At 70.1% G+C, this 13,652-nt stretch carries 13 protein-coding genes; 3 read left to right on the forward strand and 10 right to left on the reverse strand.

Translation table 11 applies throughout. The annotated features are described in order from the left end of the window. Positions 1–50 precede the first annotated feature (50 nt). The gene (locus ACFYWJ_RS31810; RefSeq protein ID WP_355280124.1) at positions 51–1,436 is read right to left on the reverse strand and encodes a class II 3-deoxy-7-phosphoheptulonate synthase; all 1,386 of its coding nucleotides are present in this window, start codon (positions 1,434–1,436) and stop codon (positions 51–53) included. A 171-nt stretch (positions 1,437–1,607) separates the two neighbouring features. On the opposite strand from ACFYWJ_RS31810, the gene ACFYWJ_RS31815 reads away from it, so the two are divergent. Beyond that, positions 1,608–2,105 (forward strand): polyadenylate-specific 3'-exoribonuclease AS, encoded by a 498-nt coding sequence (locus ACFYWJ_RS31815; RefSeq protein WP_355280183.1) that lies wholly within the window; start codon positions 1,608–1,610, stop codon positions 2,103–2,105. Positions 2,106–2,174: 69 nt separating this feature from the next. On the opposite strand, the gene ACFYWJ_RS31820 is transcribed toward ACFYWJ_RS31815, so the two are convergent. Genes ACFYWJ_RS31820 through ACFYWJ_RS31835 form a run of 4 tightly spaced genes read right to left on the reverse strand, consistent with a single transcriptional unit; the run spans position 2,175 to position 6,463 of the window. Next, a complete protein-coding gene (locus ACFYWJ_RS31820; protein WP_355280121.1) occupies positions 2,175–3,800 on the reverse strand; it encodes a cytochrome bc complex cytochrome b subunit in 1,626 nt (541 codons plus the stop codon). Continuing rightward, positions 3,797–4,936, reverse strand: coding sequence for a ubiquinol-cytochrome c reductase iron-sulfur subunit (locus ACFYWJ_RS31825; protein WP_355280120.1), 1,140 nt, complete (start codon positions 4,934–4,936; stop codon positions 3,797–3,799). The genes ACFYWJ_RS31820 and ACFYWJ_RS31825 overlap by 4 nt, the downstream gene beginning before the upstream one ends. Next, positions 4,933–5,796: a cytochrome c gene (locus tag ACFYWJ_RS31830; RefSeq protein WP_355280118.1), complete on the reverse strand. Its 864-nt coding sequence runs from the start codon at positions 5,794–5,796 to the stop codon at positions 4,933–4,935. Before ACFYWJ_RS31830 ends, ACFYWJ_RS31825 begins: the two co-directional genes overlap by 4 nt. A 55-nt stretch (positions 5,797–5,851) precedes the next feature. Continuing rightward, on the reverse strand, positions 5,852–6,463 hold the full coding sequence (locus ACFYWJ_RS31835) for a heme-copper oxidase subunit III (RefSeq protein WP_355280117.1): 612 nt from the start codon (positions 6,461–6,463) through the stop codon (positions 5,852–5,854). A 179-nt stretch (positions 6,464–6,642) separates the two neighbouring features. Here ACFYWJ_RS31835 and ACFYWJ_RS31840 point away from each other — a divergent pair, with 179 nt between their 5' ends. Together ACFYWJ_RS31840 and trpD are read left to right on the forward strand one after the other, a co-directional pair. Next, positions 6,643–7,062: a hypothetical protein gene (locus ACFYWJ_RS31840; protein WP_355280115.1), complete on the forward strand. Its 420-nt coding sequence runs from the start codon at positions 6,643–6,645 to the stop codon at positions 7,060–7,062. Positions 7,063–7,151: 89 nt separating this feature from the next. Further along, positions 7,152–8,213: an anthranilate phosphoribosyltransferase gene (gene trpD, locus ACFYWJ_RS31845; protein ID WP_355280113.1), complete on the forward strand. Its 1,062-nt coding sequence runs from the start codon at positions 7,152–7,154 to the stop codon at positions 8,211–8,213. Positions 8,214–8,226: 13 nt separating this feature from the next. Here trpD and ACFYWJ_RS31850 read toward each other — a convergent pair whose 3' ends face one another. From ACFYWJ_RS31850 to ACFYWJ_RS31870, 5 genes are all read right to left on the reverse strand, one after another. Continuing rightward, the gene (locus ACFYWJ_RS31850; protein WP_218717263.1) at positions 8,227–8,502 is read right to left on the reverse strand and encodes an Lrp/AsnC family transcriptional regulator; all 276 of its coding nucleotides are present in this window, start codon (positions 8,500–8,502) and stop codon (positions 8,227–8,229) included. Between the two features lie 4 nt (positions 8,503–8,506). Beyond that, the gene (locus ACFYWJ_RS31855; protein WP_355280110.1) at positions 8,507–9,058 is read right to left on the reverse strand and encodes a phosphoribosylanthranilate isomerase; all 552 of its coding nucleotides are present in this window, start codon (positions 9,056–9,058) and stop codon (positions 8,507–8,509) included. Positions 9,059–9,128: 70 nt separating this feature from the next. Next, complete coding sequence (locus ACFYWJ_RS31860) at positions 9,129–10,889, reverse strand: DEDD exonuclease domain-containing protein (protein WP_355280108.1); 1,761 nt, start codon at positions 10,887–10,889, stop codon at positions 9,129–9,131. Positions 10,890–10,934: 45 nt separating this feature from the next. Then, positions 10,935–12,050: a tetratricopeptide repeat protein gene (locus ACFYWJ_RS31865; protein WP_355280106.1), complete on the reverse strand. Its 1,116-nt coding sequence runs from the start codon at positions 12,048–12,050 to the stop codon at positions 10,935–10,937. Positions 12,051–12,061: 11 nt separating this feature from the next. Next, positions 12,062–13,303, reverse strand: a complete 1,242-nt coding sequence (locus tag ACFYWJ_RS31870) for an ATP-binding protein (protein ID WP_355280104.1) — start codon at positions 13,301–13,303, stop codon at positions 12,062–12,064. Between the last annotated feature and the right edge of the window lie 349 nt (positions 13,304–13,652).

Raw genomic sequence — 13,652 nt, forward strand, 5'->3', positions numbered from 1 at the left:
GAGAAGCCCGGGCGCGGTCATCGCTGACCGCCCCGGGCTCGTCCTGACGCTCAGCGCAGCATCTCGGCGACCAGGAACGACAGCTCCAGCGACTGCTGGGTGTTCAGGCGCGGGTCGCAGGCGGTCTCGTAGCGGTCCTCGAGGTCGAGGTCGGAGATGTCCTGTGCGCCGCCCAGGCACTCGGTGACGTTCTCGCCGGTCAGCTCGATGTGCAGGCCGCCGGGGTGGGTGCCCAGCGCGTGGTGCACCTCGAAGAAGCCCTGCACCTCGTCGACGATGCGGTCGAAGTGGCGGGTCTTGAAGCCGGTGGACGACTCGTGGGTGTTGCCGTGCATCGGGTCGCACTGCCAGATCACCTGGTGACCGGTGGCCTGCACCTTCTCGATGATGGGCGGCAGCACGTCGCGCACCTTGCCGTTGCCCATCCGGGCGACCAGGGTGAGCCGGCCTGGCTCGTTGTGCGGGTCGAGCCGCTCGACGTACTCCACCGCCTGATCGGGCGTGGTGGTCGGGCCGATCTTGAGGCCGATCGGGTTGGCCAGCAGCTCGGCCAGCGCGATGTGCGCGCCGTCGAGCTGGCGGGTGCGCTCGCCGATCCACAGGAAGTGCGCCGAGAGGTCGTAGAGCAGCGGCTCGCCGGTCTCGGACTCGCTCAGCCGCAGCATCGCGCGCTCGTAGTCGAGCACCAGCGCCTCGTGCGAGGCGTAGATGCGGGCCGACTTCAGGCTCGGGTCGTTCACCTGGCAGGCGGTCATGAAGCGCAAGCCGCGGTCGATCTCCTCGGCCAGTGCCTCGTAGCGGGCGCCCGCGGGCGACTGGGCGACGAAGTCGCGGTTCCAGTCGTGCACCTGGTGCAGGTCGGCCATGCCCGCGGTGGTCAGCGCGCGGACCAGGTTCATCGCGGCGCTGGCGTTGGCGTAGGCGCGGACCAGGCGCGAGGGGTCGTGGCGGCGCAGCGCCTCGTCGGCGACCAGGGAGTTGACCATGTCGCCGCGGTAGGACTTCAGGCCGAGGGAGTCGACGTCGGAGGAGCGCGGCTTGGCGTACTGCCCGGCGATGCGGGCCACCTTCACCACCGGCAGGCTCGCGCCGTAGGTGAGCACGACGGCCATCTGCAGCAGGGTGCGGATGTTGCCGCGGATGTGCGGCTCGGTGTTGTCGGCGAAGGTCTCCGCGCAGTCACCGCCCTGCATGAGGAAGGCCTCGCCGCGCGCGACGGCGGCGAGCTGGGTCTTGAGCTCCTCCACCTCGGCGGGCAGGCAGATCGGCGGCACGCTCTCCAGCACGGTGCGCATCGTCGCGGCCTCGTCGGCGTCCCAGGACGGCTGCTGCAGCGCGGGCCGGGCCAGGGCGGCGTCGAGTCGGCTACGCAGCTCCGAGGGGAGCGGCGGCAGTTCCGGCAGGCGGTCAATGGGTACGTCGACGGTCCAGGTCACCAGATCAGAATACGGCTTTCGCCGCCCGGCGAATATCCGGCGTACCGGCTACCCGTTCGTCGCGCGCCCGAACCATCGTCATAGGGTTTCTCCCGACCCATCGTGGGTCACGGACCGCGTCGTCCTCCCCGGACGGGCACGGCCGCCCACCGGCACGAAGAGGCGATCTCCCTGCGATATTTCTACGACTCGGAATTCATCGAGGACGGCACCACGATCGATCTGATCTCGATCGGCGTCGTCTGCGAGGACGGTCGCGAGTACTACGCGGTCTCCACCGAATTCGACGCGGGACGGGCCGGTCCGTGGGTGCGCAAACATGTGCTGCCGAAGTTGCCGCCCGCGGGATCGCCGCTGTATCGCACCAGGGAACAGATCCGCGACGACCTGTTCAAGTTCTTCCTGCCCCGCGCCAGCGTGCAGCCGGAGCTGTGGGCCTGGGTCTCGGCCTACGACCACGTCGCGCTGTGCCAGCTCTGGGGTGACATGACCGCGCTGCCCAAGGGCATGCCGCGCTTCACCAACGAGCTGCGCCAGCACTGGGCCGCGCACGGCAGCCCCGACCTGCCGCCGATCCCCGACGACGCGCACGACGCGCTGGCCGACGCCAGGCACAACCTCGCCAAGTTCGAGGCGATCGAGGCCTACCGGCGCACCCCGCGGCTCTGAGCCCCCGGACAACGGGAAAGGCCCCGAGTCGTGTCGACTCGGGGCCTTTCTCGTGTGCGTGGTGCGCGGTCAGTGACCGTGCGGCTCGTCACCGTTGGCGCGGGCCTGCTCCTCGGCGAGGGCCGTGAGCATCTTGTGCTCCTCGGCGTGCTCGTTGGCGAAGTAGGCGTCCGACTCGGCCTTCGGGTCGGGGCGCAGGAAGCTACCCGTGCCCGGCTTGCCGGCCGAACCCAGCTTGTTCATCTTCTTGGGCACCGGGGCGCCCTGGTACTCCAGCGGGATCGCGTGGCCGTGGTCGTCGACCGGGCCCAGCGGCTGGTGCACCTCGATGTACTCGCCGTGCGGCAGGCGCTTGATGACACCGGTCTCGATGCCGTGCTCGAGCACCGCGCGGTCACCGCGCTGCAGGCCGATGCAGAACCGGTAGGCCACGAAGTAGGCCAGCGGCGGCAGCAGCAGCACGCCGATACGACCGATCCAGGTGGTCGCGTTCAGCGAGATGTCGAACTTCAGCGCGATGATGTCGTTGACACACGACAGCGTGAGCACCACGTAGAACGCGATGGCCATGGCACCGATGGCGGTACGCACCGGCACGTCGCGCGGACGCTGCAGCAGGTTGTGGTGCGCGGTGGTGTCACCGGTGAGACGCTTCTCGATCCACGGGTAGGCGATCAGCAGGGTGAACACCAGGCCCATGATCAGCGCGACCCAGACCACGGCCGGGACCGTGTAGCGACCCAGGTAGAGCTCCCACGGCGGCATCAGACGCGCCAGACCGTCGGTCCACATCATGTAGAAGTCGGGCTGCGAACCCGCCGAGACCTGGGACGGGTTGTACGGGCCCAGGTTCCAGATCGGGTTGATCTGCAGGATACCGCCCATGATGCCGACGATGCCGAGGGTGAACGCGAAGAACGCGCCCTGGTCCGCGGCGAACACCGGCACGATGCGCGCGCCGACCACGTTGTTCTCGGTCCGGCCGGGACCGGGGAACTGGGTGTGCTTCTGGTACCAGACCAGCGCGACGTGCGCGCCGATCAGCGCCAGGATGATGCCGGGCAGCAGCAGCACGTGCGCGATGTAGAGGCGCGGGATGATGATGTCGCCGGGAAAGTCGCCACCGAACATCAGCCAGTGCATCCAGGTGCCGATGACCGGGAGGCTCATGGTGATACCGCCGAACGCGGCCCGCAGACCGGTACCCGACAGCAGGTCGTCGGGCAGCGAGTAGCCGAAGAAGCCCTCGAACATCGCCAGGATCAGCAGCAGCGAGCCGATCACCCAGTTCGCCTCACGCGGCTTGCGGAACGCGCCGGTGAAGAAGATGCGGAACAGGTGGATGATGATCGACGCCGCGAACAGCAGGGCCGCCCAGTGGTGGATCTGCCGGACGAACAGACCGCCGCGCACCTCGAAGGAGATGTTCAGCGCGGTCTCGTAGGCCCGCGACATGCCGACACCGCGCAGCGGCTGGTAGGACCCGTCGTAGGTGACGTGCGCCATCGACGGGTCGAAGTACAGCGTCAGGTAGATGCCCGACAGCAGCAGGATGATGAACGCGTACAGCGCGATCTCACCGAGCAGGAACGACCAGTGGGTCGGGAAGACCTTGTTGATCGACCGCTTCACGAACGCGGCGGCGCGATACCGCTCGTCCATCTCGTTGGCTTGGTTCGCCACCAGAGTGCTCATGAACGACGCTCCCAGAAGGCCGGGCCGAGCGGCTCGATGAAGTCGCCGTTGGCGACCAGGAAGCCCTCGGAGTTGACGGTGATCGGCAGCTGCGGGAGCGCGCGGGCGGCCGGACCGAAGACCGGCTTACCCCACTCGGTCGCCGAGAACTGCGACTGGTGGCAGGGGCACAGGATGCGGTTGGTCTGCTGCTCGAACAGCGAGGTGGGGCAGCCCAGGTGGGTGCAGATCTTCGAGTAGGCGAAGTAGTCGCCGTAGTTGAAGCTCTCCTGGCCCTTGCGCTTGATCGCCTTCTCCGCGTCCGCGGTGCGCAGACGGATCAGCATGACCGAGTTGCGGATGCCGCGCAGCGACTGCAGCGTGTCGTGCTCGTTGCCGCGCCACTTCTCCTTCCACGGGAACACGGTCTCCATGGCGCCCGCGTCCAGATCCTCCGGACGCACCAGCACGACATCCTGCGGACGACCGGTGTCGCGGCGGATGTAGATGGTCTCGCCCGGGTAGTCCGGGGTCCAGCCCGAGACCCACAGCGGCGACTTGTCGCCCTTGGCCCACGGGTTCTTCACCATGCCGCCGACGAACACCAGCAGCGCGCCGATACCGAGCACGCCGACACCGGCGCCCGCGGTACCGAGCATCATCTTGCGGCGACCCAGGGTGGAGGTGTCGAGCGCGTCCTGCAGCTCGGCCGCCAGGGTGCGGCGCTCGACCTCGTCGGACGGGCCGTCGTGGCGCTGCTGGATCGAGATCTCGGCGGGGATGAACCGCTTGCGGATCAGCACGACCGCGATACCGATGACCAGCACCGAGATGCCGAAGGTCAGGCCGACCAGCGGGGTGAACAGCGAGTAGGCGGCATGGCCCTCGTCGCCGTAGCCCTTCCACTCCCACGGCCAGAACAGGAAGACGCCGATCAGCGCGGCGGCGGCCAGACCGGAGATGGCGAACCAGAAGGTGACCGCGCGCTCGGCGCGCTTCTCCGCGCGGGTGCCGGGCACCGGCCAGCGCTCGCCGCGGTACGCGACATCGACGTCGTCGCGCGCGGTACCGAGCTCGACCAGCTCGTCACGCGTCATCGCGTCCAGTTCGGCTTCGGTCGGTTCCCGACCCATGTCGTTGTGCTCCTGTCCACTCATGTGCGAGATCCGATCCACATCGCGGCACCCACCACGGCGGTGATGCCGATAACCCAGATCGCCAGACCTTCGGTCGCCGGGCCGAAACCGCCGAGGTCCCAGCCGCCGGGCGACTTCTCTTCCGCGGCGTTCTTGACGTAGGCGACGATGTCGCGCTTCTCCTCCGGCGTCAGCTGCCGGTCGGAGAACTTCGGCATGTTCTGCGGGCCGGTGAGCATGGCGTCGTAGATCTGCTGCTCGTTGGCTTCGGCCAGCGGCGGGGCGAACTTGCCGCCGGACAGCGCGCCACCGCGGGCGGTGAAGTTGTGGCAGGAGGCGCAGTTCATGCGGAACAGCTCCGAACCACGGGCGATGTCGTCGCCACGCAGCGATTCCTGCGCGATCTCACCGTTGGCGTCGCGGATCACCGAGGGGCCACCGCCGTTGGCGGCGACGAACGCGCCGAGCGCGTCGGTCTGATGCGCGTCGAACTTCTCGGGCTTGCGCATGGCCTGGGCCTCGTTGCGCGCCATCGGCATGCGGCCGGAGGACACCTGGAAGTAGACGGCGGCCTCGCCGACGCCGATCAGGCTGGGGCCGCGGTCCTCGACGCCCTGCAGGTTCGCGCCGTGGCAGGTGATGCACGAGGTCTCGTAGAGCTGCTTGCCCTCGCGGATCAGCGCGGACTGGTCCTCGTGCGCGGTGGCGACCTGGGGCGCGGGGGTGAGCGCCGCGGCGAGGAAGCCGGCTCCGACCAGACCAACCAGCAACGCGAGGCCACCCGCGATACGACGGCGAACGCGACGCTGCTTACGCGCCTTGGTGGCCTGACCGTTGTCAGGGCCGGCGGGCTCGGGGGCCGACGGGGGAGATGAACTCATCTGTGTCCCTTTGGAGTAGACGGAACCGACTTGTGCAAATGCTGTGCGCCCGCGCCTAGCGGACGAAGTAGATCGTGGCGAACAGCCCGATCCAGACGATGTCGACGAAGTGCCAGTAGTAGGACACCACGATCGCGGCGGTGGCCTGCGCGGGCGTGAACTTGCTCATCTTGGTGCGGATCAGCAGGAACACGAAGGCGATCAGACCGCCGATCACGTGCAGACCGTGGAAGCCGGTGGTGATGTAGAAGACCGAGCCGTACGAGCTGCCGGAGATGGTGGTGCCCTCGTGCACGAGGTGGTAGTACTCGTAGCCCTGGCCGAAGACGAAGAACGCGCCCATCAGCAGAGTGATCACGTACCAGCGGCGCAGGCCGAACACGTCGCCCTTCTCCGCGGCGAACACACCCATCTGGCAGGTGAACGACGAAGCGACCAGCACGGCCGTCACCGGGACGGCGAGCGTCATATTGAGCTCGGTCGGCTCCGGGGGCCAGTTGCCGTGCGCCTGCGCGCGCGCAACGAAGTACATGGCGAAGAGGCCGGCGAAGAACATCAGCTCGCTCGACAGCCAGATGATGGTTCCGACGCTGACCATGTTGGGCCGGTTCAGCGAATGCACACGCTGAGTAATGGCCGATCCTGGGGTGCCTACTGCGGTCGTCACGGGGTAAGTATGACTCTTCGTAGTACGACAGCTGTACCCGGGTACGAAAGTTTGTCGTGGGAGTCGGAAAACCCACGCACAGAGGGGGTCTACGACCTCCGTCGGCGTGTTGGCGACGATCACGTGACAACCGATTGTGACAGCGTTGGATGTGGATAACCTGAGACGAGGAGGCGGCGATGGTCGTGGTGCGGATGTGGCGGCGGTTGTTCGGCGGACAGAGCGAGTCGCTCGACCCGGCGCGGACCGATCTGGTCGTGGTCGCGTCGAGCTTCGACGACGTCGAAGCCTGCTCGGCGGCGCTGGACCGCGCCGGTGACCTCGATCGCGACGCCGACGCCGTGCTGCGCCACCATCTGCGCCTGCCCGCGGACCGGATCGACGCGGCCGCCGAGATCGCCGGATACGACGGCTACACGCGCGCCGAGGCCGTGGACACCGCCGCGGGCGAACTGGTGCCGATCGTCCTGCAACGGGTGCAGCGCCTCGATCCACTGACCTGTTCGCAGGAACGATCCCGGATGGCCGGGCTCGCACAGCGCCACGACGGTGTCGCCGACGGCTGGGACGCGCTGCAACCACCCCGTCCCGCGCCGTAAACTCTGCCAACGGCGCAATAGGCTTGCGCTACCCCGCCGCGCCCGATCAGAGTTGCGCGATGGCGATGTCGAACGGAGATGCGGAGCAGATGAGCGTGCGCAGCTGGCCCCAGGTGCTCGGAACCCTCGCCGACGGCGGCGACCTGGCCGCGGACGACACCACCTGGGTGATCGACGAGATCTTCACCGACAACGCCACCGCGGCCCAGATCGCGGCCTTCGGTGTCGCCATGAAGATCAAGGGCCCCACCCCCACCGAGCTGGCCGGCATGGTCGCGGGCATGCTCGGGCACGCCCGCCTGGTGCACGTCGACGGCGACGCGGTCGACATCGTCGGCACCGGCGGCGACCGCTCCGGCTCGGTCAACATCTCCACCATGTCCTCGGTGGTCGTCGCGGCCGCCGGAGTGCCGGTGGTCAAGCACGGCAACCGGGCCGCGTCGTCCAAGGCCGGTGGCGCCGACGTGCTCGAGGCGCTGGGCGTGAAGCTGGCGCTGGGCCCGGAGTCGGTGGCGCGGTCGGTGCGCGAGGCCGGGATCGGCTTCTGTTTCGCGCCGCTGTTCCACTCGGGGCTGCGCTTCGCCGGTCCGGCGCGCAAGGAGATCGGCATCCCGACCGTGTTCAACGTGCTCGGCCCGCTCACCAACCCCGCCCAGCCGCGCGCGGGGCTGATCGGCTGCGCGTTCGTCGACCTGGCCCCGGTCATCGCGGGAGTGTTCGCCGAGCGTGGCGCCAGTGCCCTGGTGGTGCGCGGGCGCGACGGGCTCGACGAGATCACGACGTCCGACGTCACCGATGTGTGGGTGGTCAGCGGCGGGCGGATCCGGCAGACCGTGCTCGACCCGACCCGGCTCGGGATTCCCCGGGTCGAGCTGGACGCGCTGCGCGGCGGTGACGCCGTGGTCAACGCGGGCATCGCGCGCGAGATGTTCGCGGGCACGCCGGGCGCGGTGCGCGACGCGGTACTGCTCAACTCGGCCGCGGCGATCGTGGCCTACGACCTCTCGCGCGGCGTGGGCGACGTCGACCTGGATCTGGACGCCGCCCTGACCGGCGGGCTCGAGCGCGCCGCCGCCGCGGTGGACAGCGGCGCGGCGGCGAAGCTGCTGCAGAGCTGGGCCGAGCTCACCCAGGTCCTCGACGAGGCCTGAGCGCGCGAAAGCCTCACTCCCCCAGCGAGAATCCGGCTTCCACGTCGGCGCTGGAGTACGACTTGAAGGCGATGTGCGTGGTGGTGCGCACCACGCCGGGCACCTTGTCGATGCCGCTGGTGACGACCTCGGCGATGCGCTCGTGATCGCGCACCCGCACGATCGCGATCAGATCGACGTCACCGGCGCAGGAGTACACCTCGGCGACGCCTGCGGTGTCGGCGAGGGCCTGCGCGGTCTCGGGGATACGAGAGTTCTCGGCCTGGATCAGCACGATCGCGGTAATCATGGGATCAGCCTAGAACTTCAGGGGTCTCGGTGGCCGCTTTGAACCTGCGCATCAGGTCCAGGCTCTTCACGCCGGGCGCCGATTCCACCGAACTGGACACGTCGACGCCGTAGGGACGGTGCCGGGCGATGGTGTCGGCGACATTGCCGGCGTCGAGCCCGCCCGCCAGCACGACCTTGCCGGGCAGCGCGCGCACCCAGTCGGGGAACTCCTCGAAGATCCCGGAGCCTGCGCTGGCGTCGTAGAAGAAGTACTCGCTGGTCTGCTCGGGTGCGGGCGGGGTGGACGAGCAGAACGCCAGGTTCGGCAGGTCGGCCCACTGGTAGAGCTGCACGACGTCGAAGGCGTCGGCGGTCTCGGCGACCTCGGCCGCTTCGAGGGCCACCGCGAAGGTGGTGATCCGGCCGCGCGCGTAATCGGCCAGGGCGCGGGCCTGCGCGGGCGTGCGGTAGCGCTTGCTCTTGGGCGTGACCATGACGCCGATCGCGGAGTACCCCAGCTCGACGGCCCAGTCGATCTGCTCCTCGGTGGTCAGGCCGCACACCTTCACGAACATTCGCGCCTTCGCCCTTTCTCCCGCCGTCACCGGATGTGACAGGCGGTTCCATGATCCTCCGGGCGCGCGGTCACCGTTCGGCCAGGTAGCGCTCCTCAGGACTGAGCGTGGTGGCGGCGGTGCGGGCCAGCTCGGCCCAGCCCTTCCAGCGGGCCGCGCCGTGCAGTGGTTCGTGGTAGCCGTCGCTGGTGCGGACGATGCGGGCGCCGGGCTTGCCCAGCCAGCGGGCGATGACGCCGACCTCCTCGGGCGGGGCGCCGCGCAACGGGGGATGGTCGTCGACCGCGCCGCCCAGTTCGGGGACGACCGTCTCGGCGGCGGCAACGATCTGGTCGACGACCGCCATGGGCGGGGTGCCGCGCCGCGCGGTGCCCGCGGCGGCGAGGCGGCCGTAGCGGATCACCGAGAACTCCCAGCCGCCCGCGCCGTCGGGCAGGGCGACGATCAGTTCCGCGAGCCGGGCCAGGGCGGCGAGGCGCTGGGTGCGGTGCAGCATGGTGACGACGGCGGCGGTGCGATCCCGCAGCCGGGCGGCCGCCTCGAAATGCTCGGCGGTGGAATGTGTTTCGATGCGATCGAGCATGGCCCGCAGCACCGCGTCGGAGCGGCCGGTGAGCAGCTCGCGGACCGCGTCGACGGCCGGGGCGTAGCCGGTGGCGTCCAGGTCGTCGGGGCGCGCGGCCGGGCAGCCGCCGACCACCGCGGGCGGGCAGGTGTGCCGGGCCGTGCGGGTGAGGCGGGTCGCGCAGGTCCGCAGCCCGGCGAACTCGGCGATGGTCAGGGCCACGTCGACGGCGTCGGCGCGGGAACCGAACGGCCCCACCGCCGTTCGCGTCGGCGTCCGCACCGCGGTGAGCCGGGGGAAGGCCTCGTCGCTGAGGGTGAGCCACCAGCCGCGCCGGGGGAACTTCGAGCGGCGGTTGTAGGGCGGCGCGTGCGCGGCCAGCAGCCGCAGCTCGCGCACCCCCGCCTCCAGTCCGTGCGCGCACACCACGTGGTCGACCCGGATCGCCAGGGCCACCATCTCTTTTATCCGGCCGCGGGTCTCCGAACCGGTGAAGTAGGTACGGACGCGGCGGCGCAGGTTGACCGCGGTCCCTATATAGAGGACTTCGTCGGACGGTCCGCGGAACAGATAGACACCCGGCGCGGACGGCAGATCGCCCGCGAAGGTGCGTTTGGCGCGCTGAGTCCCGGTCACGCCGGGCAGATAGTCGAGCAGCTCGGTCAGGCTGTGCACGCCCTGGTTGCCGACCCGGCCGATCAGCGCGTGCAGCACGTCGACCGTGGCGCGGGCGTCGTCGAGGGCGCGGTGCGTCGGCGTGGTCGACGCGCCCAGGATCTGCGCGAGCACGCCGAGCCGCGCCGAGGGCGCCTCGTCGCGGGTCAGCACCCGCCGGGCGAGCTTGACCGTGCACAGCACCTGCGGATTCGGCCAGGCGATGTCCTGCCGGGCGGCGGCGGCCTTGAGGAACGCGGTGTCGAAGCGGGCGTTGTGTGCCACCAGGACCGCGCCCGCCGCGAATTCGAGGAAACCCGGCAGCACCGCCTCGATCCGCGGCGCCTCGTACACCATGGCGGTGGTGATCCCGGTGATCTGCACGATCGCGGGCGGGATCGCGAATCCCGGATTCACCAGGGTCGCGAACTCCCCCAGCACTTCTCCCCCGCGCACCTTCACCGCCCCGATCTCGGTGATCGAGTCCCCGTCCGGGCTGGTCCCGGTCGTTTCCAGGTCGACGACGACGAAGGTGGTGTCGTACAGCGGTGTGTCGAGTTCGTCGAAGGCCAGCTGACGCGCGGCAGCCGGGAGCGGAACGGGATCGGGCACGGCGAGAGCGTAGGACGGGGGTCCGACATGCTCGCCGTGGCGAACTCAGTTACCCGGCGGCGGCGCCCAGTTCGGCGGCAGGGTGACGCGGGGGCGCGTGGTCGGCCAGGGGTATCCGGTCGGCAGGCGATCCGCCGGGAACTGCGGAAAGGTGCGCGGCAGCGGGACATACGACGGCGGCCGGTAGTACGAGGGCAGCGTGCGCGAGGCCGGACCGGTCGACGGGGAATCGGGGTTCTCGGTCGTGGCGCCGAGCGCGGCCAGGATCACGAGCAGGACCACGACGCCGATCACCGCCCACCCACCGGCGCCGCCGCCGGAACCGCGCGCACCCAGGTATTCCTGGCGCCACGCGGGATCGGGCGGCATCGGTGGGTATTGCGCCGCCGCGAGCACCGGAGCCGGCGGCGAGGTCGACGGTTCCCGCTCCGGCGAGGACGCGCGGTCCGCCGACGGATCGGGAATCCGCGCCAGCAGCTCACGCACCTCCGGCGCGTAGGACGGATCGAGCTCGGCCGCGCGCCGCAGCCACGTCTCGGCCTCGGCCCAGCGCCGCCGCTGCACGGCGTGGCTGCCGAGCAGGAACAGCGCCTCCACATTGTCCGGGTCCAGCCGCAGCGCCTCCGCGAGGGCGGCCCGGCCCGCCGCGGCCCGCTGGGAGGCCACCTTCGCGCCCTGCCAGAGCACCCGGCCGCGCACCACGTGCAGGACCGCGTTCGCCGGCTCGAGCTCGACCGCGGTGTCGATGGCGGCCATGGCGGCCTTGCGGTCGCGATGGACGATGACGGTCGCCAGGATCCGATGGCATTCGGCCGACCAGGGATCCAGTTCGACGCACCGCGACGCCGCCCGCGTCGCCGCGTCCTCGTGCGCGAGGGCGGCGGGCCGGTCGGATTCGTAGCGCTCGCCGAGGAGCCCGTGCTCGCTCAGCGCCAGCAGCTTCCACGCGAAGACGTTCTCCGGGTCCAGGCGCAGCGCCGTGCGCGCGGAGTCGGCGGCGGTGGCGGTGTCACCGGAGCGCAGCCAGGAATAGGCCAGCTGGGCGTGGGCGTCGCCGTTGTCGGGCTCGGCGGCCAGCAGGGGCGCCAGCTCCGCCCTGGCGGCCTCGAAGCGGCCGAGGTCGATCAGGGCGGCGGCGCGGTCGAGATGGTGGTCGCTCATCGGCGCGGGCGTCAGCGCTGCTTCATCCGCTTCAGATACAGCGCCAGCTCGTCATAGCTGCCGTCGCCGTTGGCGAATTCGACCACATTGCGGGCGGATTCGAACCACGCGCCGGTGCTCGGCCGGATCTGCGCCAGCGCCTCCTGGATATCGGCCATGCCGATCGGGCGCACCTCACCGGAGCGCATCGAGTCGGCCATCGCCAGCTGGGTCGCCGAGGTGCACACGTGCGCGAGGTCGGCGCCGGACAGTCCGTCGGTCCGCGCGGCCAGCGCGGTCAGGTCGATGCCGGCCACCGGGCGATCGCGCAGGTTGTAGTGCAAGATCGCGCGCCGCGCCGCCGCGTCGGGCAGGCCGACGAAGATCATCCGGTCGAACCGGCCCGGCCTGCGCAGGGCGACGTCGACGTCCCACGGATGGTTGGTCGCGCCGAGCACGAAGACGCCCTCGTTGCTGTGGGTGGCCGAATCCAGCTCGGTGAGCAGCTGGTTGACCACGGTGCGCATGGTCGAGGAACCGTGCATCTGGCTGCGCTTGTGCCCGAGCGCGTCGACCTCGTCCAGGAACAGCACGCAGGGCGCGTTGCGCCGGGCCATCTCGAAGATGCTGTGCACATTGCGTTCGCTGGCGCCGGTGTAGATGTCGAGGATGTCGGTGATCTCGATCGGATAGAAATTGGCGCCGAGCTCGCCGGCGACGGCCGAGGCGAGGAAGGTCTTGCCGCAGCCGGGCGGACCGTAGAGCAGCAGGCCGCCGCGCGCCGAGGTGCCGAAGGCCCTGGCCAGTTCCGGGTTGCGCAGCGGGGCGAGCAGGGTCAGGTCCAGCTGCCGCTTCACCTCGTCCATGCCGCCGACATCGGCCAGTCGCCGGGTCGGGCGCTCGACGGTGGCGGCGTCGTCGTCGGTGACGTACTCGGTGGGAGTGTCGACGAAGGCCGGTTCGATGATGTCGCCGACCTGGTGCTCCGCGGCGGCCCAGTCGTAGTCGGCCGCGGCACCGGCGCCCGGCGTGGCGGCGGGTGCCGGTGCCGCCGCGGGCGAGCCGCCGGACAGTGCCGTCGTGCAACGCGTCATCAAGGCCAGGACCTGCGCGTTTCCCGGATGGTGGCCGAGGGCCACGCCACAGTGGGCCAGCGCGTCGGCGTAGCGGCCGCGGTCGAGATACAGCTCGATGACGCAGACGCGCAGCGCGAGCACCTCCGGGCTGCGCTCCACCATCGTGAGCAAATCGGTCAATACCTGGTCGTCGGCCACCCGCGCCCCCTTCGAACTGCGAACATTCGGCCGTACCCTAACCGCCGCACCAGGTTTCGCGGAACCGGAAACCTCGAGTCCCACCCACCGGGACCCCCGTTCCCGGGTCCGCCGTCCCACCCGCCCCCGGTAATTCGCCGCGAGACTTTCGTTCCGATGCGAACAAAATGACCTTGATCAGACCCGAATGAGACCGGGCTCACAGTTTGCCGAAGATCACATGACTCGACCGAATTCCATCGGGTAAGACCGATTACCGCTCGACGGCCGCCGGAGCGCCCGGCACGCCGCCCGCGGGTACGACTGGGCGACCGACCGGTTCATGAGCCGACGCGCGGAGGCGACCTGG

Source organism: Nocardia sp. NPDC003269 (genome assembly GCF_042888005.1).
Classification (GTDB): domain Bacteria; phylum Actinomycetota; class Actinomycetes; order Mycobacteriales; family Mycobacteriaceae; genus Nocardia.

Coding starts and splice junctions, on each gene's coding strand:
- ACFYWJ_RS31865 (WP_355280106.1), bottom strand. CDS start 12,050: ATGAGCGACCACCATCTCGACCGCGCCGCCGCCCTGATCGACCTCGGC.
- ACFYWJ_RS31840 (WP_355280115.1), top strand. CDS start 6,643: ATGGTCGTGGTGCGGATGTGGCGGCGGTTGTTCGGCGGACAGAGCGAG.
- ACFYWJ_RS31850 (WP_218717263.1), bottom strand. CDS start 8,502: ATGATTACCGCGATCGTGCTGATCCAGGCCGAGAACTCTCGTATCCCC.
- trpD (WP_355280113.1), top strand. CDS start 7,152: ATGAGCGTGCGCAGCTGGCCCCAGGTGCTCGGAACCCTCGCCGACGGC.
- ACFYWJ_RS31830 (WP_355280118.1), bottom strand. CDS start 5,796: ATGAGTTCATCTCCCCCGTCGGCCCCCGAGCCCGCCGGCCCTGACAAC.
- ACFYWJ_RS31825 (WP_355280120.1), bottom strand. CDS start 4,936: ATGAGTGGACAGGAGCACAACGACATGGGTCGGGAACCGACCGAAGCC.
- ACFYWJ_RS31855 (WP_355280110.1), bottom strand. CDS start 9,058: ATGTTCGTGAAGGTGTGCGGCCTGACCACCGAGGAGCAGATCGACTGG.
- ACFYWJ_RS31820 (WP_355280121.1), bottom strand. CDS start 3,800: ATGAGCACTCTGGTGGCGAACCAAGCCAACGAGATGGACGAGCGGTAT.